This is a genomic window from Clostridium sp. (assembly GCF_051278035.1).
In the GTDB taxonomy this organism is placed as follows: Bacteria; Bacillota; Clostridia; order Clostridiales; family Clostridiaceae; genus Clostridium_AD.
The window spans coordinates 1-25,492 of record NZ_JBNMNU010000021.1 but is presented as its reverse complement, the minus strand read 5'-3'; the positions used below and the strand labels follow the sequence as shown (position 1 = coordinate 25,492).

Annotated in this window: 23 protein-coding genes and 1 pseudogene; 20 read left to right on the top strand and 4 right to left on the bottom strand. The window is 31.7% G+C overall.

What is annotated here, in order from left to right; translation table 11 throughout:
- The first annotated feature begins 14 nt into the window (after positions 1–14).
- On the top strand, positions 15–2,936 hold the full coding sequence (locus ACJAX4_RS05095; protein ID WP_435788372.1) for a DNA topoisomerase IV subunit A: 2,922 nt from the start codon (positions 15–17) through the stop codon (positions 2,934–2,936).
- Positions 2,937–2,965: 29 nt separating this feature from the next.
- On the opposite strand, the gene ACJAX4_RS05090 is transcribed toward ACJAX4_RS05095, so the two are convergent.
- Positions 2,966–3,454, bottom strand: a complete 489-nt coding sequence (locus ACJAX4_RS05090) for a GtrA family protein (protein ID WP_435788371.1) — start codon at positions 3,452–3,454, stop codon at positions 2,966–2,968.
- A gap of 124 nt (positions 3,455–3,578) precedes the next feature.
- On the opposite strand from ACJAX4_RS05090, the gene ACJAX4_RS05085 reads away from it, so the two are divergent.
- Positions 3,579–4,835: a M16 family metallopeptidase gene (locus ACJAX4_RS05085; protein ID WP_435788370.1), complete on the top strand. Its 1,257-nt coding sequence runs from the start codon at positions 3,579–3,581 to the stop codon at positions 4,833–4,835.
- Positions 4,836–4,844: 9 nt separating this feature from the next.
- On the top strand, positions 4,845–6,614 hold the full coding sequence (gene recJ / locus ACJAX4_RS05080; RefSeq protein WP_435788369.1) for a single-stranded-DNA-specific exonuclease RecJ: 1,770 nt from the start codon (positions 4,845–4,847) through the stop codon (positions 6,612–6,614).
- 54 nt (positions 6,615–6,668) lie between these two features.
- Here the strand turns inward: recJ and ACJAX4_RS05075 are convergent, their stop codons facing one another.
- The 3 genes from ACJAX4_RS05075 to ACJAX4_RS05065 all read right to left on the bottom strand — a co-directional run bounded on the left by ACJAX4_RS05075 (position 6,669) and on the right by ACJAX4_RS05065 (position 7,628).
- On the bottom strand, positions 6,669–6,851 hold the full coding sequence (locus ACJAX4_RS05075; protein ID WP_435788368.1) for an alpha/beta-type small acid-soluble spore protein: 183 nt from the start codon (positions 6,849–6,851) through the stop codon (positions 6,669–6,671).
- A gap of 99 nt (positions 6,852–6,950) precedes the next feature.
- On the bottom strand, positions 6,951–7,136 hold the full coding sequence (locus ACJAX4_RS05070) for an alpha/beta-type small acid-soluble spore protein (protein ID WP_435788367.1): 186 nt from the start codon (positions 7,134–7,136) through the stop codon (positions 6,951–6,953).
- Between the two features lie 306 nt (positions 7,137–7,442).
- A complete protein-coding gene (locus ACJAX4_RS05065) occupies positions 7,443–7,628 on the bottom strand; it encodes an alpha/beta-type small acid-soluble spore protein (protein ID WP_435788366.1) in 186 nt (61 codons plus the stop codon).
- Positions 7,629–7,849: 221 nt separating this feature from the next.
- On the opposite strand from ACJAX4_RS05065, the gene ACJAX4_RS05060 reads away from it, so the two are divergent.
- The 17 genes and pseudogenes from ACJAX4_RS05060 to ACJAX4_RS04980 form a co-directional block, all read left to right on the top strand.
- Complete coding sequence (locus ACJAX4_RS05060) at positions 7,850–8,923, top strand: undecaprenyldiphospho-muramoylpentapeptide beta-N-acetylglucosaminyltransferase (RefSeq protein ID WP_435788365.1); 1,074 nt, start codon at positions 7,850–7,852, stop codon at positions 8,921–8,923.
- Between the two features lie 147 nt (positions 8,924–9,070).
- Entirely contained in the window at positions 9,071–10,462 is a 1,392-nt protein-coding gene (locus ACJAX4_RS05055) for an MBL fold metallo-hydrolase RNA specificity domain-containing protein (RefSeq protein WP_435788364.1), read from the top strand.
- Between the two features lie 173 nt (positions 10,463–10,635).
- Positions 10,636–11,061, top strand: coding sequence for a flavodoxin domain-containing protein (locus ACJAX4_RS05050; RefSeq protein ID WP_435788381.1), 426 nt, complete (start codon positions 10,636–10,638; stop codon positions 11,059–11,061).
- 56 nt (positions 11,062–11,117) lie between these two features.
- Positions 11,118–14,636 carry a pyruvate:ferredoxin (flavodoxin) oxidoreductase gene (gene nifJ, locus ACJAX4_RS05045; RefSeq protein WP_435788363.1) on the top strand — a complete coding sequence of 1,173 codons (3,519 nt, stop codon included), beginning with the start codon at positions 11,118–11,120 and terminating at the stop codon, positions 14,634–14,636.
- Positions 14,637–14,807: 171 nt separating this feature from the next.
- Positions 14,808–15,206: a DUF1292 domain-containing protein gene (locus tag ACJAX4_RS05040; protein WP_435788362.1), complete on the top strand. Its 399-nt coding sequence runs from the start codon at positions 14,808–14,810 to the stop codon at positions 15,204–15,206.
- Between the two features lie 116 nt (positions 15,207–15,322).
- Positions 15,323–15,967, top strand: coding sequence for an HAD-IB family hydrolase (locus ACJAX4_RS05035; protein ID WP_435788361.1), 645 nt, complete (start codon positions 15,323–15,325; stop codon positions 15,965–15,967).
- Positions 15,968–15,988: 21 nt separating this feature from the next.
- The gene (locus ACJAX4_RS05030; protein WP_435788360.1) at positions 15,989–16,873 is read left to right on the top strand and encodes an aminotransferase class IV; all 885 of its coding nucleotides are present in this window, start codon (positions 15,989–15,991) and stop codon (positions 16,871–16,873) included.
- 82 nt (positions 16,874–16,955) lie between these two features.
- A complete protein-coding gene (locus ACJAX4_RS05025; protein WP_435788359.1) occupies positions 16,956–18,914 on the top strand; it encodes a DUF342 domain-containing protein in 1,959 nt (652 codons plus the stop codon).
- An 11-nt stretch (positions 18,915–18,925) separates the two neighbouring features.
- A complete protein-coding gene (locus ACJAX4_RS05020) occupies positions 18,926–19,375 on the top strand; it encodes a chemotaxis protein CheW (protein WP_435788358.1) in 450 nt (149 codons plus the stop codon).
- 13 nt (positions 19,376–19,388) lie between these two features.
- Positions 19,389–19,877, top strand: coding sequence for a chemotaxis protein CheD (locus ACJAX4_RS05015; RefSeq protein ID WP_435788357.1), 489 nt, complete (start codon positions 19,389–19,391; stop codon positions 19,875–19,877).
- A gap of 73 nt (positions 19,878–19,950) precedes the next feature.
- Positions 19,951–20,961, top strand: coding sequence for a protein-glutamate methylesterase/protein-glutamine glutaminase (locus ACJAX4_RS05010; protein WP_435788380.1), 1,011 nt, complete (start codon positions 19,951–19,953; stop codon positions 20,959–20,961).
- 2 nt (positions 20,962–20,963) lie between these two features.
- Entirely contained in the window at positions 20,964–21,728 is a 765-nt protein-coding gene (locus ACJAX4_RS05005; RefSeq protein WP_435788356.1) for a CheR family methyltransferase, read from the top strand.
- 28 nt (positions 21,729–21,756) lie between these two features.
- A complete protein-coding gene (locus ACJAX4_RS05000) occupies positions 21,757–23,766 on the top strand; it encodes a chemotaxis protein CheW (protein WP_435788355.1) in 2,010 nt (669 codons plus the stop codon).
- A gap of 12 nt (positions 23,767–23,778) precedes the next feature.
- Positions 23,779–24,378: a chemotaxis protein CheC gene (locus ACJAX4_RS04995; protein ID WP_435788354.1), complete on the top strand. Its 600-nt coding sequence runs from the start codon at positions 23,779–23,781 to the stop codon at positions 24,376–24,378.
- Positions 24,379–24,394: 16 nt separating this feature from the next.
- Positions 24,395–24,754: a response regulator gene (locus ACJAX4_RS04990; protein WP_435788353.1), complete on the top strand. Its 360-nt coding sequence runs from the start codon at positions 24,395–24,397 to the stop codon at positions 24,752–24,754.
- Between the two features lie 12 nt (positions 24,755–24,766).
- Complete coding sequence (locus ACJAX4_RS04985) at positions 24,767–25,168, top strand: chemotaxis protein CheW (RefSeq protein WP_435788352.1); 402 nt, start codon at positions 24,767–24,769, stop codon at positions 25,166–25,168.
- A gap of 68 nt (positions 25,169–25,236) precedes the next feature.
- Positions 25,237–25,492: pseudogene (locus ACJAX4_RS04980) on the top strand (flagellar motor switch protein FliM); the annotation flags it as partial.

Sequence of the window (25,492 nt, the reverse complement as noted above, 5' to 3'; positions counted from 1 at the left end):
GAGGAATTTATTAAATGGCAAAAAAAGTTGACATACCTAAAGATAATAATATAGTAATGACTCCAATTGAAGAAGCAATGCCTGATAACTATCTTCCCTATGCAGTGGAAGTTGCCAGAGAGAGGGCCCTTCCAGATGTACGAGATGGCCTAAAACCAGTGCATAGAAGAATTCTTTATGGAGCGTATATGCTAAAGGCATTTCCGGATAAACCATACTTTAAATCAGCAAGAATAGTTGGAGATATACTTGGTAAATACCATCCTCATGGAGACAGCTCTGTTTATGGAGCTATGGTAATCCTTGCTCAAAGGTTTTCTACAAGAAAACCATTAATAGATGGTCATGGAAACTGGGGAAGTCAGGATGGTGATAATGCAGCTGCTATGCGTTATACAGAAGCAAGGCTTTCACCTATTGCGCTTGAAATGATAAGGGATATTGATAAAGGCGTTGTGGATATGGTAGATAATTATTCCGATACAGAGAAAGAACCATCGGTACTACCTGCAAGATATCCTAATTTACTTGTGAATGGAACCTTTGGAATAGCGGTTGGAATTGCTACAAACATACCACCGCATAATTTAGGAGAGGTAATTGATGGAGTTTTAGCTTATGCTGATAATGAGGAAATTACCACAAAAGAGTTAATGAAATATATCAAAGGACCAGATTTACCAACAGGTGGAATTTTAATCGGCAGGAATGCTATACAGTCGGCCTATGAAACTGGAGAAGGTAAGGTAACACTACGGTCTAAACTTAAAATTGAAATTTTAGAAACTGGACGTCTTGGCATAGTTATTACAGAGTTTCCGTACAGAAAAAATAAGGCAAAAATGCTAGGGGCTATTTCTGAGATGACAGCGGATAAAAGGCACTCGAGAGCTTTAGAGCCCATTATAGATATTAGAGATGAATCCGATAGAAGTGGACTTAGATCTGTAATTGAATTTAAAAAGTCTACAAGTAAGGACACTGCCACTAAAGTACTTAGATACTTATTAAAGAAAACAGAACTTCAATGTACTGTGCCTTTTAATATGGTAGCATTAGCCAAAGGTAAACCTGAAACTATGGGACTTAAAACTATATTGATGCACTATTTAAATCATCAAAAGGACGTTGTTACTAGAAGAACTCAAAGTCAATTAGAAGTTGCAGAAAAGAGATTTCATATCGTAGAAGGATTTATTAAGGCCATAGATGTAATGGATGAAATTATTGCCACAATTAGAAGTTCAAAATCCAAAAAGGATGCTGGTACAAACATTGAAGTTAAATTTGGGTTTACAGATATTCAAACGGAAGCAATACTTGAACTTATGCTATATAAACTTACAGGACTTGAAATAAAAATATTTCTAAAAGAATATAAAAAATTAGAAATATTAATTAAGGGCTATAAAAAAATATTAGAAAATAAAAATGAACTTTTGAAAGTAATAAAAATGGAAATTTCAGAAATTAAAGAAAAATACGACGACCCGAGGCGTTCTGAAATTATTGAGGATGATAACGAAGCTAAAATAGATTTGGATGAATTAATCGTGGTAGAGGATATTATGATAACTCTATCTAATGACGGCTATATAAAGAGAGTTCCTATGAAATCCTATAATAGGTCTAACACTAATATAGAAGATATAGAATATAGAGAAGGAGATTTTAATACACATTTAATTGATACGAATACTAAGGATACCTTAATGATATTCACTGAGGGTGGTAATATGTATCAGTTAAAGGGAGATATAATTCCAGAATATAAGTGGAAAGAAAAAGGTGAAAGACTTGATACTCTTATCAGAGCAATAGATCTTACTAAAGAAAAAATTGTTGATTGTTTTTCCACTCAAAAATTGTCCAGTCATAATGAATTTATGTTCTTTACCAACAAAGGGAATATAAAGAGAACTGATTTGGATAAATTTGTTACGAGTTATACTAAATTAACGGCTTTAAGATTAAGAGAAGATGAAAAACTTCTAAAGGTGTGGTTAATAGGGAAGGAAAAACAAGAGAAATTTATAAAGGTATCCACTGAGGAAGGTTTAGAATTTTCTGTAGAGAAGCCGGAGATTGAAGCTATTGATAGAAATACAATGGGCACTCAGTTATTCCATCTCACATTAAAGGATCAGGTACAACAAATAGAATTTACTAAGGATTCTGACTATAAGGAATTTAATATTAGTATAAATGCAAAAGGTGCAATAAAAATATCCAGTAGAAGGAGTAATACTACATTAAGCACCTACACAAAATCATCATCTACGCTACTTATATTTACGCAAAATGGAATAGTTCATAAATTACCAAGTTATATGATTCAAAATATTTCTAAGAAGGGTGTATTTATAAATACTCTATTAGATAATTTTAACCTTTACGATAAAATAGTAGATATTGTTTCAGTGGATGATTTTAGCGAGGAAGCTAGTATATATTTATTTACAAAAAAAGGATTTACAAAAAGAACTAAAATTAGTGAACTCCAGGGAGATTTTTTCTCCACACTGGTTTATAAACTTAAAACAGAGGAAGATAAAATAACCTCCGTAAAAATCAACATGGATAATGTAGATAAAGACGTGTTACTGGTGACAAAAAAGGCAATGTGCATAAGATTTAATGTGAATAATATTAACTTTATGGGAAAGGTTGCCTCTGGGGTAACGGGAATAAGTCTAAAAGATGATGATGAAGTTATATTTGTAGATTTGGTAGGGGCTGTAGTAAAAAACACAGAACCAAAGAGTGAAGTACTCGTCACACTAGATCAGGGGTTATCACTAACGGTCAGCTCCTTTAAAGGTGAAAACAAGGTTATAAAACTTGATGATATAAATGTTCAAAATAGAGCAGGTAGAGGTAAAAACCTAACCAATGCACTAGTAGATGATTATGTAGACGCTGTTATTTTAGAATAGAAATATAAAAAAAGGCATGCAATGTGAGTTTAATTCAAACTAATCGTAGCATGCCTTTTTTTATTAAAAACGAAAAATTTATTAATTAAAAAACCAAGTAATCCTATAACTACTGAATTTACAAGGATAGATAAGCTAAGCCATAGATGATTTAGCTTGATTATATTTGGTTCGCTTGGAATAAGAGCAATGAGTGGATTATTCCTTGTTAATATTACTAAAAGAAGGCTATTTAAAATCATGCTAAAAAAAAGTACAGAAGCATATTGAAAATAGGATTTTGGGCAGGCAGTTCCTTTGAAAGTGAAATTAGTATTCAATATGTACCCGGAAATAGAATAAAATAAGAATGCAATTATGTTAAAAATGAACAACATTTTACCACTAGTAATTCCAGTGGTGTAGGATAGAATGTTTATTATTAATATATCTATTGTAATGTTAGTAAAACCAACTAACGCATATTTAAATAGCTCAGCTATAGACTTAAGTGTTTTACTTAAATTAATTGAATTCAAGAAACTAGTCACCACCCCTTGTGTAAAGTGAATATCACCATATGTTGCTATCCTCTAGTGTACAACAAAAACATGAAAAACAGAACATAAATATTTTTAATAAACAAAATATAAAGGTGGGTATATGGAAAAAATAATATATAAAAATGGAATGAAATTATTATATAAGAGGGCAGAAAACAATTTAACTTCTTTTACAATAGGATTTAATGCAGGTGCAAACTGTGAAAAAGCTGAGGAACTGGGAATTGCCCATGTCGTAGAGCACATGCTTTTTAAGGGGACGTCTTCTCGAAATGAATATGAAATAAATAAATTATGTGATGAAACCTTTGGATTTTGTAATGCAATGACTAATTATCCTTATGTAGTATATTATGGAACAACACTAGATGAGGATTTTGAAAGGGGTTTTGAAATTTACTCTGATATTCTTATAAACCCATCTTTTCCACTAGATGGATTTAGTGAAGAAATAGGAGTAATCATAGAAGAACTAAAAGAGTGGAAAGATGATTCAAATCAGTTATGTGAAGACTCCATGTTTTACAATTGTTTTAAAGAACGAAGATTAAAGGATTTAATTATAGGCACGGAAGAAAGTATTAAATCCGTTACTATAAAACAAATTATAGATTTTTATCATAAACATTATACTGCAGGTAACTGTGTAGTGTCAGTAGTATCCTCTATGAGTCTTGAAAGTGTTTCAGAAATAGTAGAAAAGTATTTATGTAGTTCTGATTCTAAGTTAACTAATGAAAATCAGACAGTAAAAAAGAATGAGGAGTACGTATACGAAAACAATAAGCCTGGAAACTATTTTAAATATAAAAGTGATATACAAGGGGCGAAAATTCACTATTGTTTTTCACTGCATGATTTAAATCCTAGAGAAATTAGTGCTTTGAAGTTATTTAATATAGTGCTTGGAGAAGGTACAAGTAGCATATTGTATCATGAAATTAGAACTAAGAGAGGCCTTGTCTATGATATAGGAAGTAAAATTAGTAATGAGACAGGAATAAAACTTTTCAAAATTTCTCTTGGAACTTCATATGAAAATGTCCATGATACTATAAAAATTATTAATGATGAAATAGAAAAAGTTAAAAGGCTTCGATATTATTTTGATGAGAACTGCATTTTAAAGCTATGTAAAAGTTACAAATTAAAAAGGATGCTAGCGATAGAGAAATCTATACAAATCAGTATGAATTTATGCGTCTATGAAATTATGTATGGAGATGGATTTGAAATTTTTTCTGAATTTGAGTGTATGAAAAACATAAGTGACAATGAAATAATGGAAGTAGTAAATAAAGTTTTAGTAAATCCTACTATACAAATTTTAATGCCAAAGTTAAATGATAATAAATAGGAGGTAAATATGGAGAAAAAATGGTTGCTAAGAAATACCTCTGCGGATATTGCATTGCTTGCGAAAAACTCCGGGGTAAGTGAGGTTGTAGCTAAGATTTTAAATAATAGGGGATTAATTAATGAAATAGAAATAAAAAAATTTATGAGAACCAGTTTAGAAGATTTGTATGATCCATTTTTAATGAAAGATATGGAAAAAGCTACAGGACTAATGGTCACAGCTATAAAAAATAATGAAAAAATAGTTATTTACGGAGATTATGATGCAGACGGGGTAACTAGCACCGTTATACTGTACAAGGCATTAAAAAACTGCGGAGCACAGGTTGATTACTATGTGCCCAATAGAGAAAATGAAGGATATGGTATTAACAGTGATAGAATAAGGAAATTAAAGCAGCAAGGCACTTCAGTTATTTTAACTTGTGATAATGGAATAGCGGCTATTGAACAGGTTAAACTAGCAAAAGAACTAGGAATGACGGTTATAATAACTGATCACCATGAACTAGCATTTGACGAAGATGAAAGCTCAGTAAGAACTTTTAAGATTCCAGCAGCAGATGCAGTTGTAAATCCAAAACAAGTGGAATGCAAATACCCTTTTAAAAATTTATGTGGGGCAGGGATAGCTTATAAATTTGTACAAGCATTATATATAAAACTTGGACTTTTTAACCAAAACACACAGGAACTCGTTGAAATTGCAGGGATAGGAACTATTTGTGATGTGGTAGATTTGGTTTCGGAGAATAGAATAATTGCTAAAAATGCCTTAGTAATGTTAACAAATACAAAAAACCTTGGGCTTAAATGTCTAAAGGAAATTTTGTGCATTGAAGGCAAAGTGATGAAATCTTATCATGTGGGATTTAAAATAGGACCATGTATAAATGCTACTGGAAGACTCGACACAGCAGCACTTTCAGTAGAGCTATTACTATGTGATGATGAAACGAGGGCAAAGGAACTAGCTAAAACATTATTTGAACTTAATAAAACAAGACAAGAGATGACAACGGAAAACGTAGAAGAGGTAATTAAACTTATAGAAAATTCTAGTTATAAAAATGATAAAGTACTAGTAATTTATAAAGAAGATATTCATGAGAGCATCGCAGGAATTGTTGCAGGGCGTGTTAGGGAGGCTTTCCATGTTCCAACTATAATACTAACTAAGGGGAAAGATAACCCTAAGGGCTCAGCGAGATCTACAGAAGAATATAATTTATTTGAGGAATTAATGAAATGTGAAGAGCTTATGGAAAAATTCGGAGGTCATCCCATGGCTGCAGGGCTATCTATAAAAGAAGAAAATATAGATGGGTTAAGGGAAAAATTAAATCGAATTTGCACGTTAACGGACCAGGATATAATTCCGAAGATAAGAATAGATAAGCGAATTCCATTAAATAAAATAAATTATGAAATGATAGAAGAATTAGAACTCTTAGAGCCTTTTGGTAAAGGTAACCCAGCGCCACTTCTAGCTGAAAAGAATATTACTGTTTTAAAGATAGATATACTAGGTAAAAATGCTAATACATTAAAAATAAAATGTATGATGCCAGGGGAAAGTAAAACAATAGATGGAATATGTTTTAATAAAGTGGAGGAATTTATACAAAGGTTAAAAGACACTTATGGCGAAGGTCATATGAACTATATTAACAGTCCTAGAGGTATGAAACTAGATTTGGTTTATTCACCTCAAATTAATGAATATAATGGACGTACATCTATTCAATTAAAAATTCTTGAATTTAAAATACATTAAAAGATTAAAGGCACATAGATTAAATCTATGTGCCTTTGTTATAGCTATTTTAAATTATAAATTATTTTCGTATTGTTGTACCATTTTTTTTACCATTTCTCCGCCAACAGAACCACATTCCCTTGAAGTTAGATCTCCGTTGTAATCTGTAAAATTAACGCCTAATTCTTTTGCAGTTTCCATTTTAAATTTGTTTAATCCGGCTTTAGCCTCAGGTACTAGTTTTCTTTTTGACATTTGATAATCACTCCTTTTATATTTTATTTTATTACTGTTACAAGATACTATCTTGCGCTGATGAGGTATATGCTTAGCGTATACCTATAATTTTTATAATTATAAGTTTTTTTCGTATGATTCTACCATTTTCTTAACCATTTGTCCGCCTACTGAACCATTTTGTCTAGAAGTAAGATCTCCATTGTAGCCGTTTGTTAAAGGAACGCCAACTTCTTTAGCAGCTTCCATTTTAAATTTGTTTAGTCCTTCTCTTGCTTGAGGTACTAATGTTCTGTTTGCCATTTGTAATTCCTCCTTTTTATAATTTGTTATTATGGTATGATAGTATTTTGTGCAGATATTTGTATTATATAACAGAAAACTTAAGGAAAATAAGGCAAGTACATCATTTTAAATTAATACCTGTTAACATATAAAAATATTATGATTAAAAGATAAATATTCCTTATAATTATAATTAAAAACTTAAAAAAGTAATAGGTTCATATGATTAAGAGAATAAAACTAAAATTAAGAGGTATATGACTAGCATATACCTCTTAACATCTTAACCAATTTATAATTCAAATTTGAATTTTAAATTTCGAATTATAAGTCTTTTTCGTACTTTTCAACCATTTTTTTAACCATTTGTCCGCCTACTGAACCATTTTGTCTAGAAGTAAGATCCCCATTGTATCCGTTTTTCAAACTAACTCCAACTTCTTGAGCAGCTTCCATTTTAAATTTGTTAAGTCCCTCTCTTGCTTGTGGTACTAATGTTTTGTTAGCCATTGTTAATTCCTCCTCTTATATTTGAGATTATTTTATAATAGTAGTTTATCCCCATATATCATTTTTATTTTAGTGATTTGAAGGGTAGTTTTGAAAATTATATACTCTTTAGTAAATTATGGACAACTAAAATTTAAAAAAATACTAGAACTTTCCATTGGATTTAGTATATAATAATGTAGAATTACTGATTAAACGATAGTTTTTAAAGGAGTGTTAAAGTGACAAAGCATAAAATAATAATGACTGGTGGTGGATCTGCAGGACACGTTACACCAAATCTTGCACTTATACCAAAACTTAAAACCTTAGATTATGAAATTCAATATATAGGCACACAAGATGGTATTGAAAGAAAAATAATAGAGGGTGAAAATATAAAATATTATCCGATATCTAGTGGGAAACTTCGAAGATATTTTGATTTTAAAAATTTTACTGATCCTTTTAAAGTAATTAAGGGTATTTTTGAAGCGAAAAAGATTATAAAAATGCAAAAGCCGGATATAGTTTTTTCTAAAGGTGGTTTTGTTTCAGTACCGGTAGTACTTGCTGCATATTTAAATAAAGTGCCAGTAATTGCACATGAATGTGATATTACACCAGGACTTGCTAATAAACTTGCAGCTCCTTATTGTACAAAATTATGTGTGACTTTCCCAGAATCGCTAAAGGAAATAAAAAATGGGAAAGCAGTACTTACTGGGAATCCTATAAGAGCTGAATTATTTAAGGGAAGTAAAATAAAGGGCAAGGAAATATGTGGTTTTAAAAATGATAAGCCAATAATGCTAGTCATTGGAGGAAGTTTAGGATCCAAAATTATAAATGAATCGATACGAATAAAACTTACCAAATTTCTACTAGTGTATAATGTTATTCATATTTGTGGCAATGGAAATATTGATAATACACTTAAAAACAAAAATGGTTATGTCCAGTATGAGTATGTAAAAGATGAACTACCGCATCTATTGGCTAGTTCAGACATTGTTGTGTCAAGGGCTGGAGCTAATGCTATTTTTGAGCTTTTGGCAATGAGAAAGCCTAATTTATTAATTCCGTTATCTGGTAAATCTAGTAGAGGAGATCAAATACTCAACGCAGAATCTTTTCACAAAAGCGGTTATAGCATGGTTATTCAAGAGGAGGAACTTACTCCAGAAAATTTAGAAACAAAAATTAATGAGTTATATAATAATAGAAGTGAATATATTAAGAATATGAATTCTAGTAATACTGAAAAGAGTATTGATTTAATTGTAGATCTAATAGAAAAATATAGAAAAAGATGAAGAATTTAAAAATTCTTCGTCTTTTTTTTGTTTTATCTGCAAAAAAATAATAAAAAAATATTTTGTATATAAAAAAATGTAAAAAGGTGCAAACTGTAATTACAAGTAAAGAAAAATAAATTCTAATTTAAATAAGAGGAGAATATAATGGAACTTGAATTTTTAGGTGCAGCGCAGTGTGTTACAGGGTCATGTCATATAGTAAGGGTACGAGACAAAACTATCTTACTGGATTGTGGATTATATCAAGGAAGAGATGGAGAGCAAGATAAAAATGAAAAATTTGCTTTTAATCCCTCTGATATAGATTTAGTGATATTGTCCCACGCTCACATAGATCATAGTGGTAAAATTCCACTACTATACAAGAAAGGATTTAAAGGCGAAATAGTTTGTAGTAAAGCTACAATGGAATTATGTAATGTTATGCTACCGGATAGTGGGCACATTCAAGAGATGGAGGTCCAGTGGAAAAATAAGAAACTCGAAAAAAAAGGGCAACTGCCAGAAGAGGCATTATATTCTTCAAAAATAGCAGAAGAGTGCATGAAAGTTTTTAAAAGTTATAATTATGATGAAGAAATAAAACCTTTTGATGGTTTAACAATTGTTTTAAAGGATGCAGGTCATTTATTAGGGTCTGCTATTATTGAACTGGAAATGCAAGAAGTTGATGGGGAACCAGTAAAACTTGTTTATAGTGGTGATATAGGTAATTTTAATATCCCGCTTATAAATGATCCTACAGCTATAGAGTTTGCAGACTACGTTATCATGGAGACTACCTATGGGGATAAGGTACATAGCAAATTCGAAGACGTATTAAAAGAATTAGCTAATATAATAAAACAAACTTTTGATATAGGTGGGAATGTAATAATTCCATCCTTTGCAGTAGGCAGAACACAAGAAGTATTATATGCACTCAATATGTATGTTGAAGAAGATATTATTAAAAACTGCAGTGTTTATGTGGATAGTCCACTTGCAGAAAAAGCAACGAAAATTTTTGCGAATAACACAGAATACTTCGATGCGGATGCAAAGCAGTACCAAAAACATGATAATGATGTACTAGATTTTAAGGGACTTACTTTTACTCATTCTGCAGAGGAATCTATGAAGCTTAATGAGATACAAAAGGGAATCGTTATAATATCAAGTAGTGGAATGTGCGATGCAGGTAGAATAAAGCATCACTTAAAGCATAATTTAGTGAGGAGTGAAAATTCTATAGTATTTGTAGGATATCAGGCGGAGGGAACCCTAGGTAGAAGAATTCTAGATGGAAATAAAAAAGTTAAAATTTTTGGAGAAGAAATTGCCGTTGCAGCAAAAATATACAATTTGCAAGGGCTTTCAGGTCATGCAGATAGGAATGGCTTGTTTAAATTTCTAGAGAATATAAAGATAAAACCTAAAAAGGTTTTTCTGGTACACGGAGATGCGAATTCCCAAAAATCTTTTAAGGATCTATTAGACTCAAAAGAATATGATTCTGTAATAGTTAAAAGTCTGGAAACATATAAACTATATTAATCAATGCATTTAAAGAAAATCACAGTATAATTTAGTTATTTTATACTTAATGAAGAAAATCTTAGTCCATATTGGAATATTTAGAACAAAAAAACTTGAATGTTTTTATTTTTGATGTATAATTAAGGGGTATTAAAAACTATCTACTAATATAAATGCGTGGGGTGATTGTAATTAAAAAATTGACGATAATTTATTGGAGCAATGGTGGGAATGTTGAAGTGTTGGCGAATCATGTTGCCAAAGGAGCAAAAGAATCTGGAGCAGAGGTACTAGTAAAACTAGTTAGTGAAGCCACAGTAGAAGATGTAACCACAGCAGATGTGGTAGCTTTTGGAAGCCCATCGATGGATAACAATAGGATTGAACAACATGAAATGCAACCTTATATTGATAAATTCAAATTAATCCCAATCGAAAATAAAGTCACAGGATTATTTGGATCTTATGGATGGGATGACGGAGAATTTATGAACAAATGGATAAGTTTAATGAAAGATTACCAATTTAATGTTATTCAAAGTTTAACTGTTAATGAAGCACCTACTAATGAGCAATTAGTGCTAGCCGAAGAAATGGGAAGAAATTTGGTCAAATAATGTTTTATTATAAAAATGCTTATGGCTATGCAAAATTAAGAAAGAAGGTTTATTAAATGAGAAAAATGAAAACTATGGACGGGAATACAGCAGCAGCACACGTTGCGTACGCATATACCGATGTTGCAGCGATTTATCCTATAACACCATCTTCAAATATGCCTGAATATTGTGATGAATTGGCAGCAAAAGGAACAAAAAATGTATTTGGTCAAGTACTTAAACTTGTTGAAATGCAATCAGAAGCTGGGGCAGCAGGAACAGTTCACGGTTCACTTCAAGCAGGAGCATTAACTACTACATTTACATCTTCTCAAGGATTACTACTAATGATTCCAAATATGTATAAAATATCTGGAGAACTTTTACCAGGAGTATTCCATGTAGCTGCTAGATCACTTGCTACTCATGCTCTTAATATTTTTGGAGATCATCAAGATGTAATGGCTACTAGACAAACAGGATGTGCAATACTTGCATCAGGTTCAGTACAGGAAGTTATGGACTTATCCCCAGTAGCTCATTTAGCAGCTATTGAAGGAAAAATTCCTTTCGTAAGCTTTTTTGATGGATTTAGAACTTCTCATGAAATACAAAAAATTCAAATATGGGATTACGAAACATTAGGTAGTCTTGTAAACAAAGACGCAGTAGAATCATTTAGAAATAGTGCTATGAACCCAGAGCACCCTGTAACTCGTGGAACAGCACAAAACCCAGATATATATTTCCAAGGAAGAGAAGCAGCAAACAGATACTATGATGCTCTTCCAGAAAAAGTTGAAAATTACATGGGAAAAATTAATTCATTAATTGGAACTGACTACCATTTATTTAATTACTATGGTGCACCTGATGCAGATAGAATGATAATAGCTATGGGATCAGCTTGCGATACAATTGAAGAAACTATAGATTACTTAATAGCTAAGGGAGAAAAAGTTGGAGTACTTAAAGTGCATCTTTACAGACCATTCTCATTAGACCATTTCTTCAAATACATACCTTCTACAGTTAAAAAAATATCTGTACTTGATAGAACTAAAGAACCAGGATCTATTGGAGAACCATTATTCCAAGATGTAAGAAATGCTTATTTTGATAAAGCAGTTAGACCTGTTATAGTTGGTGGAAGATATGGTTTAGGTTCAAAAGATACTACTCCAGCTCACATTGTTGCTGTATATGATGCATTAAAAGCAGATTCACCTAAAACAGAATTCACTGTGGGTATAGTAGATGACGTTACTAACACATCACTTGCTATTGGAGAAACTGTAACAACAACTCCAGAGGGAACTAAAGAATGTAAATTCTGGGGACTTGGATCAGATGGTACTGTTGGAGCTAACAAGAGTGCTATAAAAATCATTGGAGATCATACAGACATGTTTGCTCAAGCATACTTTGCATATGATTCCAAGAAATCTGGTGGAATAACTGTTTCTCACTTAAGATTTGGTAAGAAAGCTATAAAATCACCATACTTAATTACAGCTGCAAACTATGTTGCTTGTGGTAACCAATCTTATGTAAATAAATATGATGTTCTAAAAGGAATTAAAGATAATGGAACATTCTTATTAAACTGCATATGGAATATGGAAGACTTAGAGAAAAATTTACCAGCAACAATGAAGAGATATATTGCAAATCACAATATTAACTTCAACACAATTGATGCAGTTGGTATAGCTCAATCAATAGGTCTTGGTGGAAGAACAAACATGATAATGCAATCAGCTTTCTTTAAACTTGCTGATATTATACCTGCAGAAGATGCAGTTAAGTATCTTAAGCAAGCAGTTGTTACATCATACGGTAAAAAGGGTGAAAAAATCGTTAATATGAACAATGCTGCAATAGATAGAGGAATTGAAGCAGTTGTTAAGATTAATGTACCAGAAAGCTGGAAAAATGCTAAAGATGTTAATGCAACTTCAAATAAAGTTAGACCAGATTTCATTAAAAATATAGCTGATGTAATGAACAGACAAGAAGGAGATTCACTTCCTGTTTCAGCATTCGTTGGAATAGAAGATGGAAGTGTAGTACCAGGAACAGCTGCATACGAAAAGAGAGGAATTGCTGTAAATGTACCAGATTGGCAAGTAGACAAATGTATACAATGTAATCAATGTGCATATGTATGTCCACATGCTGTAATAAGACCATTCTTAGCATCTGATGAAGAACTTAAAAATGCTCCAGCTAATTATGAAAGTAAAAAAGCTGCTGGTGGAAAGAAATTTGAAGGTCTTAATTTCACTATTGGTATTAGTTTAGAAGATTGTACTGGTTGTGGGAATTGTGCTGAAGTATGTCCAGCAAAAGAAAAAGCATTAATTATGAAACCATATGCAACACAAGAATCAAAAATAGAAAATTGGGACTTCGAACTATCATTAACTAAAAAAGAAAACCCAATGGGAACAGCAACTGTTAAAGGAAGCCAATTTGAGCAACCACTTATGGAATTCAGCGGAGCTTGTGCTGGATGTGGAGAAACACCATATGCTAGACTTATTACTCAATTATTTGGTGATAGAATGCTTATAGCTAATGCTACAGGATGTTCATCAATTTGGGGCGGAAGTTCACCAGCTTCACCATATACTGTTAATGAATGTGGTAAAGGACCTGCTTGGGCTAATTCATTGTTTGAAGATAATGCTGAATTCGGACTTGGAATGCACATTGCAACTATGCAATTAAGAGATAAGGTTGAAATGTTAGCTGTTGAAGCATTAACATCAAACACAAGTAAAGAATTAAAAGCAGCACTTAATGAATGGATAGAAAACAAAGATGATTCAGAGGGTTCAAAAAATGCAACATCTAAATTATTACCACTATTAACAGCTGAAAAAGATAGTAGTGAAGCATTAAAAGAAATGTTCAGTAAAAAAGATCATTTAGTTAAAAAGTCTCAATGGATATTTGGTGGAGACGGCTGGGCTTATGATATCGGATACGGTGGAGTTGACCATGTACTTGCATCTGGCGAAGATGTAAATATATTTGTAATGGATACAGAAGTGTATTCAAATACTGGAGGTCAAGCATCAAAATCTACTCCAACAGCTGCTATAGCTAAATTTGCTGCAACTGGAAAGAGAACTAAGAAAAAAGATTTAGGTATGATGGCAATGAGCTATGGTTATGTTTATGTTGCTCAAATAGCAATGGGTGCTGATAAAAATCAAACACTAAAAGCTATAAAAGAAGCAGAAGCTTATAAAGGACCATCACTTATAATTGCTTATGCACCATGTATCAATCACGGTCTTAAAGTTGGAATGGGTTGTACACAACTTGAAACTAAGAGAGCTGTTGAATCTGGATACTGGGGTATGTTTAGATTTAATCCAGAATTAAAAGAAGCAGGAAAAAATCCATTTATATTGGATTCTAAAGAGCCAACTACTTCATTTAGAGATTACTTAATGGGCGAAGTTAGATACTCTTCACTTGCAAAAGTATATCCTGAAATAGCAGAAGAATTGTTTGTTAAAACAGAAAAAGATGCTATGGAAAGATTAGAAGGTTACAAAAAACTTGCTGAACAAAAATAATATTTAAAATTAAAAGTAAAAGGAAGATGGATTTAATTCCACCTTCCTTTGAAATTTTAGCTCATTTTACAATTTAACAATAATATTAATAAAAAGAATTTGAAAAACCCTATTAATATTACATTATTAAGGGTAGAATTATAACATACTCAATATAGGAGGTATTACATTATGAATGAAGACAAAAATACATCTTGCGGATGCGGTTGTAACGAAGAAGAAACTGAAGTAAAAAACCAGGGTTGCGGATGTGGAAGCAATGAAAATGAAGGTTGTGGATGCGAAGGTCATGAACATGACGGTGAAGACGGTGGATGTGGTTGTGGAGAAGGCGAAGCATTAACAGTAGAATTAGAAGATGAAAATGGTAATGTACTTCCATGTGAAGTAGTAGATGGATTTACTTATAAAGATAATGAATTTGCATTAGTTCAAAACCCTCAAGATGATTCAATATATCTTTTCAAAGTGGTTGGAGACGAAGAAACAGGCGAATTAGTTATTCCAGAAGATGAAGAATTTGCAGAAGTAACTGCTTATTATGAAGAAATGATTAAAAACGAGAAATAATTTTATAAAAGAGTCGTTGCGTATGCATCGGCTCTTTTTAAAATTATTTTTATAAAGCATTAATAGTAATGTTATGGTAACAATAAAGATAATACATTATTGTGAGAGGGGTATTTATGAAAGAAAAATTAGCAATTTTTGATGTGGATTATACTTTAACAAAGAAGGAAACATTAATAGAATTTTATCTTTTTATGATGAAAAAAAATCGTAAACTTTTAAAATATTTACCTAAAAGCATATCTTCATCTATATTTTACGCTTTTAAAATATATGATGCCTCAAAATTAAAGAAAATTTTTATAAGATTTATCGACGGTATAGAAGAAGCAGAAATGAAAAAAATCGTAAAAGAATTCTATGAAACACGTTTAAGTAAAATATTATATAAGGATGCTATTGATACCATTAAAAAAATGAAAGCACAGGGGTATAAGATTTATTTGATTTCAGCTTCAGCAGAATTCTATTTAAGTGAGCTCTATAACATAAAGGAAGTTGATATGGTGATAGGTACTAGGTTTATGATAAATAGTGGATTTCATAGAAATGAAATTATTGGAGAAAACTGTAAGGGTGAGGAAAAAGTAATAAGATTAAAACAGGTGTTGAAGGAACAAAATATTGAAGTTGATTTTGAAAGTTCATATATGTACTCTGATTCTCTATCAGATTTACCACTTTTTAATTTAGTGGGGCATCCCTACTTAATAAACTTTAAGAAATCGCACGATAAAATTGAAATATTAAAATGGAAATAATAGAAATTTAGGAGGATACATATGGAGAAATGTATAAATTCATATTTTTTATTCGGAGAGGAAATCAAAAAAAGTGCAGAATTCAAAAATTATTATAAGAGTGATGGTAAAACCTTATATGAAGTTATAAGGGTAAGTGATGGGATTCCAGTATTTCTTATGGAACATTTAGATAGGCTAGAAAATTCAGCAAAGATTATGAAATACGTTCCCATTATTACAAGGGATGAAATTATAGATGGAATAATAAAGTTAATAGATAAAAATAATGCTAAAGACGAAAATTTAAAATTAATTATAAATTATGATTCCGCTTACGACAAAGCCGAAAATAAGGATACTTTCAATGAAAGATTCTTAGCGTATTTTACGACCCATGATTACCCCTGCGCAGACCAATATGTGAAGGGTGTGAATACCATTATATATCATGGTGAGCGAAGAAATCCAAATGCTAAAGTCATTGATAGTGATTTTAGAGATAGTGTGAATCATAAGATTGCCAGTAAAAAGGTGTATGAGGCAATTCTTGTAGATAAACAAGGGTTCATTACTGAAGGTAGTAAATCCAATATTTTCATGGTGCAGGGAACTACAGTTGCAACTTCAAAAGTTTCAAATGTACTACCAGGTATTACAAGGCAATTTATTATAAAAGTTTGCGAAAGTTTAAATATAGACTTTAAAGAAGAAAACATCCATGAGAGTAAACTAAAATCACTAGCAGGTTTATTTATCTCTGGAACATCACCTAAGGTACTTCCTATAAAAAGTGTGGATGAGTTTTTTTATAATTCATCAGAAAATTCTATTATAAATTCAATAATGATGGAATTTGGTGTAGAAATAAATAAGGATAAAGAGAAATTTGTAAAGTTTCTTTCTAATAGGACGATAAGTAAGTAAAACAATTAGTGTTTTTAAAAAAAGTATTTTAAATAAATAAAAGGAGAAATTATGGTATAATTTCATTATAGAAAGGGGTGGTATGATGATAGATAAAGTAGGGGCTAAAGTTTATAAGGGGGTTAATGTTAGCGATTGTTTGCAAAACGCTAGTACTAGTTTAGGTATTCCAGTAGAAAAGCTTAAATACTCGATTTTAGAGGAAAAAAAAGGATTTTTTAAGAAACATGCGGTGATCTCCATTGATGATGAAGACGATTTAAATAAAGAAAAAATCCATAGTGAAGAAATAAATGGAACTATAGAAATTGTGGGTGGCGAAATTATTATAAAAAATCCTAAACAAGATGGGAAGCCGGCATTGATTTCTACAGCAAATAGTATTACGATAACAGTAAATGAGGAAAAAGTTAATTTACGAATGCCGGTATATGAGGAAAGTATTATAGAAGTTTTATTTGAAGAAAATGAAGCTAAAAGGCAAATGGATATAAGGACAAGTTTAGATAAGATGGAAGCTTATATTAGCATTATGTATGAGCCCAATATTACTTATAAACTAAAAGATTTGAAGCCCGTGAATTCAGTTATAATGGAAGTAGAAGTAAAAGAAAAAACCATGCCACCTAAATTTACCAAGCTTGAAATTGAAAATGAACTAATAAATTATCACATTAAATACGGAATTTTAAAAGAGGACATTATAAAATGTTCAGAGGCTACTGAAATCTCAGAACTACTTATTGCAAGAGGAAAGGATCCGATAAAGAAAATAGATGATAGGCTGGGAATTAAGTACGATAATGAACACACTGAGCTTCTAACTGAAGATCAAGACGAAGATCAGAGTGTAGATTATAAGGCAATTGGAACTGTTAATGCAGTAGAAGTAGGACAAGTTTTAGCTATTCTTTATCCAGGTGCGGACGGAGAAGATGGAATAGATATTACAGGGAAAATTGTAAAAACTAAAAATGCAAAAAAAATAGTATTAGCTGCTGGAGCCGGTGCTGAAATGAAGGATGAATTCACAGTTGTAGCGAGAATTGAAGGCAGACCTTCAGCCAAAGGAAATATTTTTTTTGTTTACAAAACATTTGAAGTAAATGGAGATGTTGAACTCAAAACTGGTAATGTTAAATTTTTAGGAGATATAATTATACATGGCAGTGTAAATGAAGGAATGGTAGTTGAATCAGGTAATTCAATTTTAATTAAAGATAATGTAGCAGAAGCGGTAATTACTGCTAATGGAGATATTGTGATACGTGGTAATATATTTCATTCATTTGTTTCTGCGGGGAAAGAAGATGTATTAATTCAGGAATATTTATGCGATTTAAAGAGCATGAAAAGTGACCTTGAAAAAATAATAACTTCAATAACTCAACTAAAAGAAATGAACCTTTTAGAAAAGAATACTAGTGATGGGGAACTAATAAAAATTTTAATAGAAACTAAGTTCAAAAATCTTCCTAAAACTTGTATTAAGGTACTAGAGCAAATGTCGCAATCGGAAAGTGAAGAGGACCAATTACTATTTATCATAAAACATAAAATACTTAATTTAGGACCGCTTAGTATAAACAGTTATGAGGAGTTAAATGATGCGGTGGTAATTATTGAAAATAAAATCGTAAGCTTCTCGACAGACTTAACTCTTCCGGTGGATGTAGTTCTAGATTATTGTCAAGATTCAACAATTAAGAGTTCAGGTAATGTGATTTTTAGTGGAAAAGGACAATACGTATCTAAAATATATGCAAGTGATAGTGTTGTATTTAAAAAGGATAAAAGTGTAGCCAGGGGTGGACTTATAAAAGCTGGAAAAGAGATTAAATGCAAAACAGTTGGTGGACATGGTGGGGTGTCAACTCAGCTTATCGTAGAAAACCATGGCCAAATATGGGCAGAAATTGCTTATTCAAATACTAGGTTAACTATAGGTACTAGAGAATACGTTTTAGATGTTACTAGCAAAGACGTTCATGCGTATATAGATGATTCCGGTGAGCTAGTTGTTGATAAATTACGAGTGTAGGGGGAGCTAATATGAAGGAACAAGATAGGGAAATTTTGATTTTTAGCATAAATAATGAATATTATGCTACGAGTATTATGGAAGTAGAAAGGATACTAGGATACGAAAAATCAACTAAAATTCCAGATTCACCATCTTTTGTGGAAGGTGTGATAAATTATGAAGGTGATATTTTACCGGTTATATCATTATCAAAAAGATTTAATCTTCCTTTTACAGAAACAACAGATACAACCAAGATAATAGTTGCTAAGGAAAACCATAGCAAAATAGGTATAATAGTTGATTTTGTTTCTGAAGTTAAGGATGTAGGAATAGACGATATAGAAGACTCACCAGAAATAATTTCAGGAATATCCAAAAGATATATCAAAGGACTTATTAAAATTGATGGTAGAATAATAATATATTTAAATCTTTCAGGTATATTAACAGAAAAAGAAAAAATACAAATAATATAAATAAGGTGTAAAAATGGAATATATTGAGATAAAAGTAGGGATTTCAGATTTGAATGTAGCATATTCACCAGATAAATTAATAACAGTGGGCCTGGGATCTTGTGTGGGTATTGCAATTTATGATAAATCACTAGCGCTTGGAGGTTTGGCACACATAATGCTTCCAGATAGTAGTCAGTTTAACAAAGTAACCAATGAAATAAAATTTGCAGATTTAGCTATACCAATACTCGTCCAGGATATGATAAGAAAAGGTGCAAAGCTTAGAAATATGAGAGCTAAAATTGCAGGTGGGGCATCCATGTTTAATTTTGCAGACAAAAGTATAATAATGGACATTGGTAGTAGAAATGGTATAGCTGTGAAAAATGCACTTAAAGTACTATCCATACCTATAATAGCAGAAGACATTGGTGGCAATAAAGGGAGAACCTTGATATTCGACACAAAAAGTGGAGTGTTATCTATTAGGACCGTAGGTATGGGAATTGAAGAAATTTAGAGTGAAAATCACAATGGGGTGAAATGTATTGTTAAGAAAAATTAAAGTGATTGTAGTAGATGATTCAGCATTGATGAGAAAAATAATTACTGATATGATAAATGCTGGAACTGAGATGGTAGTAATAGATACAGCAAGAAATGGTGAAGAGCTTTTAACAAAAATTACACTTAATAAACCTGATGTGATAACATTGGATATTGAAATGCCTAAAATGAATGGAATTGAAACATTAGTGCAACTTAGAAAAAAAAATGCTGACATACCAGTTATTATGTTAAGTAGTATTTCTAAAATTGGAACAGAACTCACTATGGAATGTCTACAGCTAGGAGCTTTTGATTTTATACCAAAACCATCTGGGCCAATATCACTAGATATTAATAAAGTTCAAGATGAATTGGTGCAAATAATAAAATTAGCTTTTACTCAGAGTCAAGTTGGAAGCAAAACAACAGTTAAAAAAAATATTGAACCAAATATAAACACCTCCAAAAGAGCTTTAGGAGGCAATGTAGAGGTTGTAGTTATCGGAGCTTCTACTGGCGGGCCCAAAGCATTGTACAAGGTAATAACAGCACTACCTGACAATCTAGGAGTTCCAGTTCTAGTAGTTCAGCATATGCCAACAGGTTTTACAAAAGCCTTTGCTGATCGGCTTAATTTAAACAGTAAACTAAAGGTTGTAGAAGCAAGTGATTGTGACTCTATAGAAAAAAATGTGGTTTATATAGCTCCGGGTGGTTTTCATATGGAGGTAGGTATTGACAAGAGGATACATTTGAATTTAAAACCTTCCCTTTGGGGAGTTAGGCCCTGCGTAGATAAACTCTTTTTATCTGCTACTAAAGTTTACCGGTCAAAAATACTAAGTGTTATACTTACTGGAATGGGCCGTGATGGTGCAGAAGGTACCGTAGCAATTAAAAATAATGGAGGAACTACTATAGCTGAACATAAGTATACTTGCATTATTTATGGAATGCCAAAAGCAGCATTTGAAACTGGCAAAGTAGATGAAATAGTTCTACTACCTGACATTGCTGAAAGAATTAATAAAATTGTATCGCGGAGAGGGGAATAGCAATGGACTTAATTTATTTTCAACAATGGGTTTTAAAAGAATATAAGATAGATTTATCAGCATACAAATCCAATCAATTACACAGAAGAATACTGAGCTTAATGTCCAGAGTTGGAGTTAACTCTGTAGAAGAGTATATTAGCTTATTAAAGAGTGATCCGGCTCAAAAGAAGAAATTCCTAGACTTTATAACAATAAACGTAACAGAATTTTTTAGGAATCCGGAAATATTCTTAGGATTTTCAAAAAAAATAAAATCTGAACTGCCGTATAGTAAGGGGCTTAAGATTTGGAGCGCAGCATGTTCGGTTGGGCCTGAACCGTATTCGTTAGCTATGATTATGGATGATTTATACTCTGGAGCTAACCATAAAATTGTAGCTACAGACATAGATAGTACGATACTAGAAAAAGCTAAAATTGGTGAATATATGTATTCGGAAATTAAAAATGTACCAAGCGGATATTTGGATAAATATTTTGTGGTTAAGGGAGAGAAATACTGTCTTAGTTCTAATATTAAAAAAATGGTGGATTTTAAAAAACATGATCTTATCTTAGATAAATACGAGGGTAATTTCGATTTAATAGTGTGTCGAAATGTTGTTATTTATTTTAATGGAGACACTAAGGATAAAATATATAAAAAATTTAGTGAATCTCTTAAAAAAGGAGGGTTACTGTTTGTAGGTGCTACAGAAAGTATATATAATTACAAGGAGTATGGATTTGAAAAAGCATCTACATTTATTTATAAAAAAATATAAAACTAATAACAATTAATGGAGGTAAAAAATGGATACATTACAATATATGTCAATGTTTTTAGAAGAGTCTATGGAAAATTTGCAGACATTGAATGAGTCTCTTCTTGAACTTGAACAAAAACCTGAAAACATAGATAAATTAAATGAAATCTTTAGGGTAGCTCACACAATAAAAGGAATGGCTGCAACTATGGGGTTTACTCAAATGGCTGAATTAACACATAAAATGGAGGATGTTCTATCTAAATTTAGAGAAGGAAAAATTAAAGTAACAGAAAAGGTGGTAACAGTTCTATTTAGATGTCTGGATACACTAGAAAAAATGGTGAATAATATTTCAGAGGGAATATCTGAAGAACTTTCAATCCAAGATATAATAGATGATTTACATTCCATAGCTGAAGGGGATGATGTTTCTGTTAAAACGGAAAAAGAAACTCCTGTTATGGAAAGTATCGATTCTACTGATGGTGATAGAATAGACCTTAATGAATATGACATTAATATTATTAAGCAGGCCATGGAAAAAATGTATAATGCTTTTGATATAAAGATTTTAATAAGTGTAAATACGCTGCTTAAATCAGCAAGGGCATTTCTCATTTTTAAGAGCTTAGAAGAATATGGCGAAATAATAAAATCCATACCCGGGGCTGAAGATTTAGAAAATGAGAACTTTGAATTTGAAATAAAATTAATTTTTATTACAACTAAAGACAAAGATGAAGTTGTAAACATTTTGATGAATATTTCTGAAGTAGAACAAGTAATAGTGGAAAAAGTTGCGTTAAAAGATAGTGCTGATGATTTGACAGATAACTTAGGGGAATTTAAGCAAATAGAAGTAAAAGGATCTAAAATGGTCAAGGATGACAATAAAGATAAAAAAGAAGCGGGAGTCCATAAAAAAGCTCATCAATCTGTGAGAGTTGAACTTGAAAGATTAGATAAATTTATGAACATGGTATCAGAACTTGTAATTCATAGAACAAGACTAGAACAAATAAGCAGTGTTCATAAATTGGATGATTTAAATGAAACACTAGAGCAAGTAGGAAGGGCCACATCAGAGCTACAAGATTTAGTAATGAAAATAAGAATGCTTCCTCTAGAAGTAGTGTTCAATAGGTTCCCAAGGATGATAAGAGATTTATCAAAAAATCTTGGAAAGGAAATGGAGCTTGAAATACAAGGGCAGGAAACAGAACTTGATAGGACAGTTATTGATGAAATAGGTGAACCACTACTTCATTTACTTCGTAATGCAGCAGACCATGGGATTGAATCTAAAGAGCAGAGGATTTCTAGTGGAAAAAATCCAATAGGTACCATTAGACTTATTGCATATGCAGAAGGGACTAAAGCTATAATAAAGGTGGAAGACGATGGTAAAGGCCTGGATGTTAATAAAATAAAGGAAAAAGCTAATAAAGTAGGTATAAATACAGAAGGAATGTCAGATGTAGATATAAAGAATCTAATTTTCGCACAAGGGTTTAGCACAAACGAGGAAGTAACAGATGTTTCCGGACGTGGGGTTGGCATGGATGTTGTTAAAACTAAAATTGCTGCTCTAGGTGGAACTGTGGATGCTACTAGTGAAATTGACAAAGGTACCTCTTTTATTATAAGATTACCTCTGACACTACAAATTATACAAGCATTACTTGTAAAAATTGGTGATGAAACTATGGCTATTTCTCTTGGTTATATTGATAGAGTAATAGACTACAAGGAAACACTTGTTAAAAAGACAAATAATAAAGAAGTTATTCTTTATAACGATAGTGTAATTCCACTAGTAAGGGTAAGCAAAGTTTTGAAAACAGAAACTGAGGGTGAAATAAAGAAATACATCGTTATTGTGAAAGTAGGAGAAAAAACAGTAGGACTTTTAGTAGATTCTCTTTTAGGTCAACAAGAAATTGTAATTAAGCCCTTAGGGAAAACGCTTCGTGGATTAAAAGAATATACAGGGGCAACGATTTTAGGCGATGGGCTAGTTACACTAATACTAGATGTTGCTGCTTTAGTCTAAGGAGGGTATAATATGGATTATTCAAAGCTTAGTCCTATGCAGTTAGATGTCCTACAAGAAGTAGGAAATATCGGTGCAGGAAATGCAGCTACTTCATTATCACAATTACTAAACCAAAAGGTAGATATGACGGTTCCATCAGTAAATATTGTTCCATTTGACGATATTTTTTCAGGAGTAGGTGTGGAAGAAGTAGTAATTGGTGTAATCGTGCGAGTTCTTGGTGATATACCTGGGAATATACTGTATACTTTAGACAAGAAAACTGCTTTAAAATTCATTTCAAGACTTATGGGTGAGGAGCAGGAACAAATAACTGAAATTGGAAGTTCAGCCTTATGCGAAATAGGAAATATTATTTCCACCGCTTTCATGAATGCAATAGCAAAACTTACAAATCTTGTTCTTATACCTTCAGTGCCAGCGGTTGCTTTAGATATGATGGGAGCAATACTCTCGACTACGTTTATTGAGGCAGGGCAATTTGATGAGTATATACTTGATTTAGAAACGAACTTTTTACAAGAAAACCAAAAAATCAGTGGGCATTTCTACTATGTACCAATGCCTGGATCACTAGAGAAAATATTGAATTCATTAGGTGTAAATTAATTGGAGGTAATATAAAATGGCTAAAGTATTAATTGTTGATGACGCAGCATTTATGAGAATGATGATAAAGGATATATTAGAGAAAAACGGGTTTGATGTTATAGGAGAAGCAAATAATGGACTAAAAGCTTTGGAAATGTACAAAGTAGAAAGACCAGATGTAGTTACTATGGATATTACCATGCCAGATATGGATGGAATAGAAGCTGTTAAAGCAATTAAAGTTTTTGATCCTACAGCAAAAGTAATAATGTGTAGTGCTATGGGACAACAATCTATGGTTATGGATGCAATAAGAGCTGGTGCTAAAGATTTTATTGTTAAACCATTTCAAGCAGATAGAGTACTTGAAGCAATCAAAAAAGTTATAGGCTAGGAGGGGAATATTATGCAAGTAGTTGTATTTAAAGTTAACTCAGAACAATTTGCAGTAGAGGCATCTAAAGTTCAAAGCATTAATGATATGATGGAAATAACAAAAGTACCAAAGTCTGAGGACTATATAAAAGGATTAATTAATTTAAGGGGGACAATTATTTCTCTACTAGACATTAACCTCCTTTTAGATATAGAAAATGGTGAAGGTGGACAAGAAAACATTATTATATTAAACTTACAAGAAGAATTTGTTGGAGTGACTGTAGACCAAGTTGATGAAGTATTAGAAATTGAAGATGATCAAATAGAAAAAGTTGAAACTAGTATAAATAAGGGTTATATTAAAGGTGTTATAAATTTTAAAGATAGAATTGTTACACTAATTGATATTGGCAAGCTTATCCAAAGATAAGAGCTTATCAAAGGATAATAATAGTAAATATAGTAATCCTAATGTATTTATAGAAATGAGGTAGAAATATGGCAGAAGTATTATCACAAAGTGAAATAGATTCACTTTTAACTGCCCTATCCTCTGGGGAAATAGAAGCAGATAAGATTCCAAGTGAAGAGGAAAAGCATAAAATTAAACTGTATGATTTTAGAAGCCCTCAGAAGTTCTCAAAAGACCATTTGAGAACCCTTGAGCTCATTCACGATAATTATGGAAGAATAATATCAAGTTATTTATCTGCTCAGCTTAGAAACAATGTAAAGGTCAAGATTGAGAGTATTC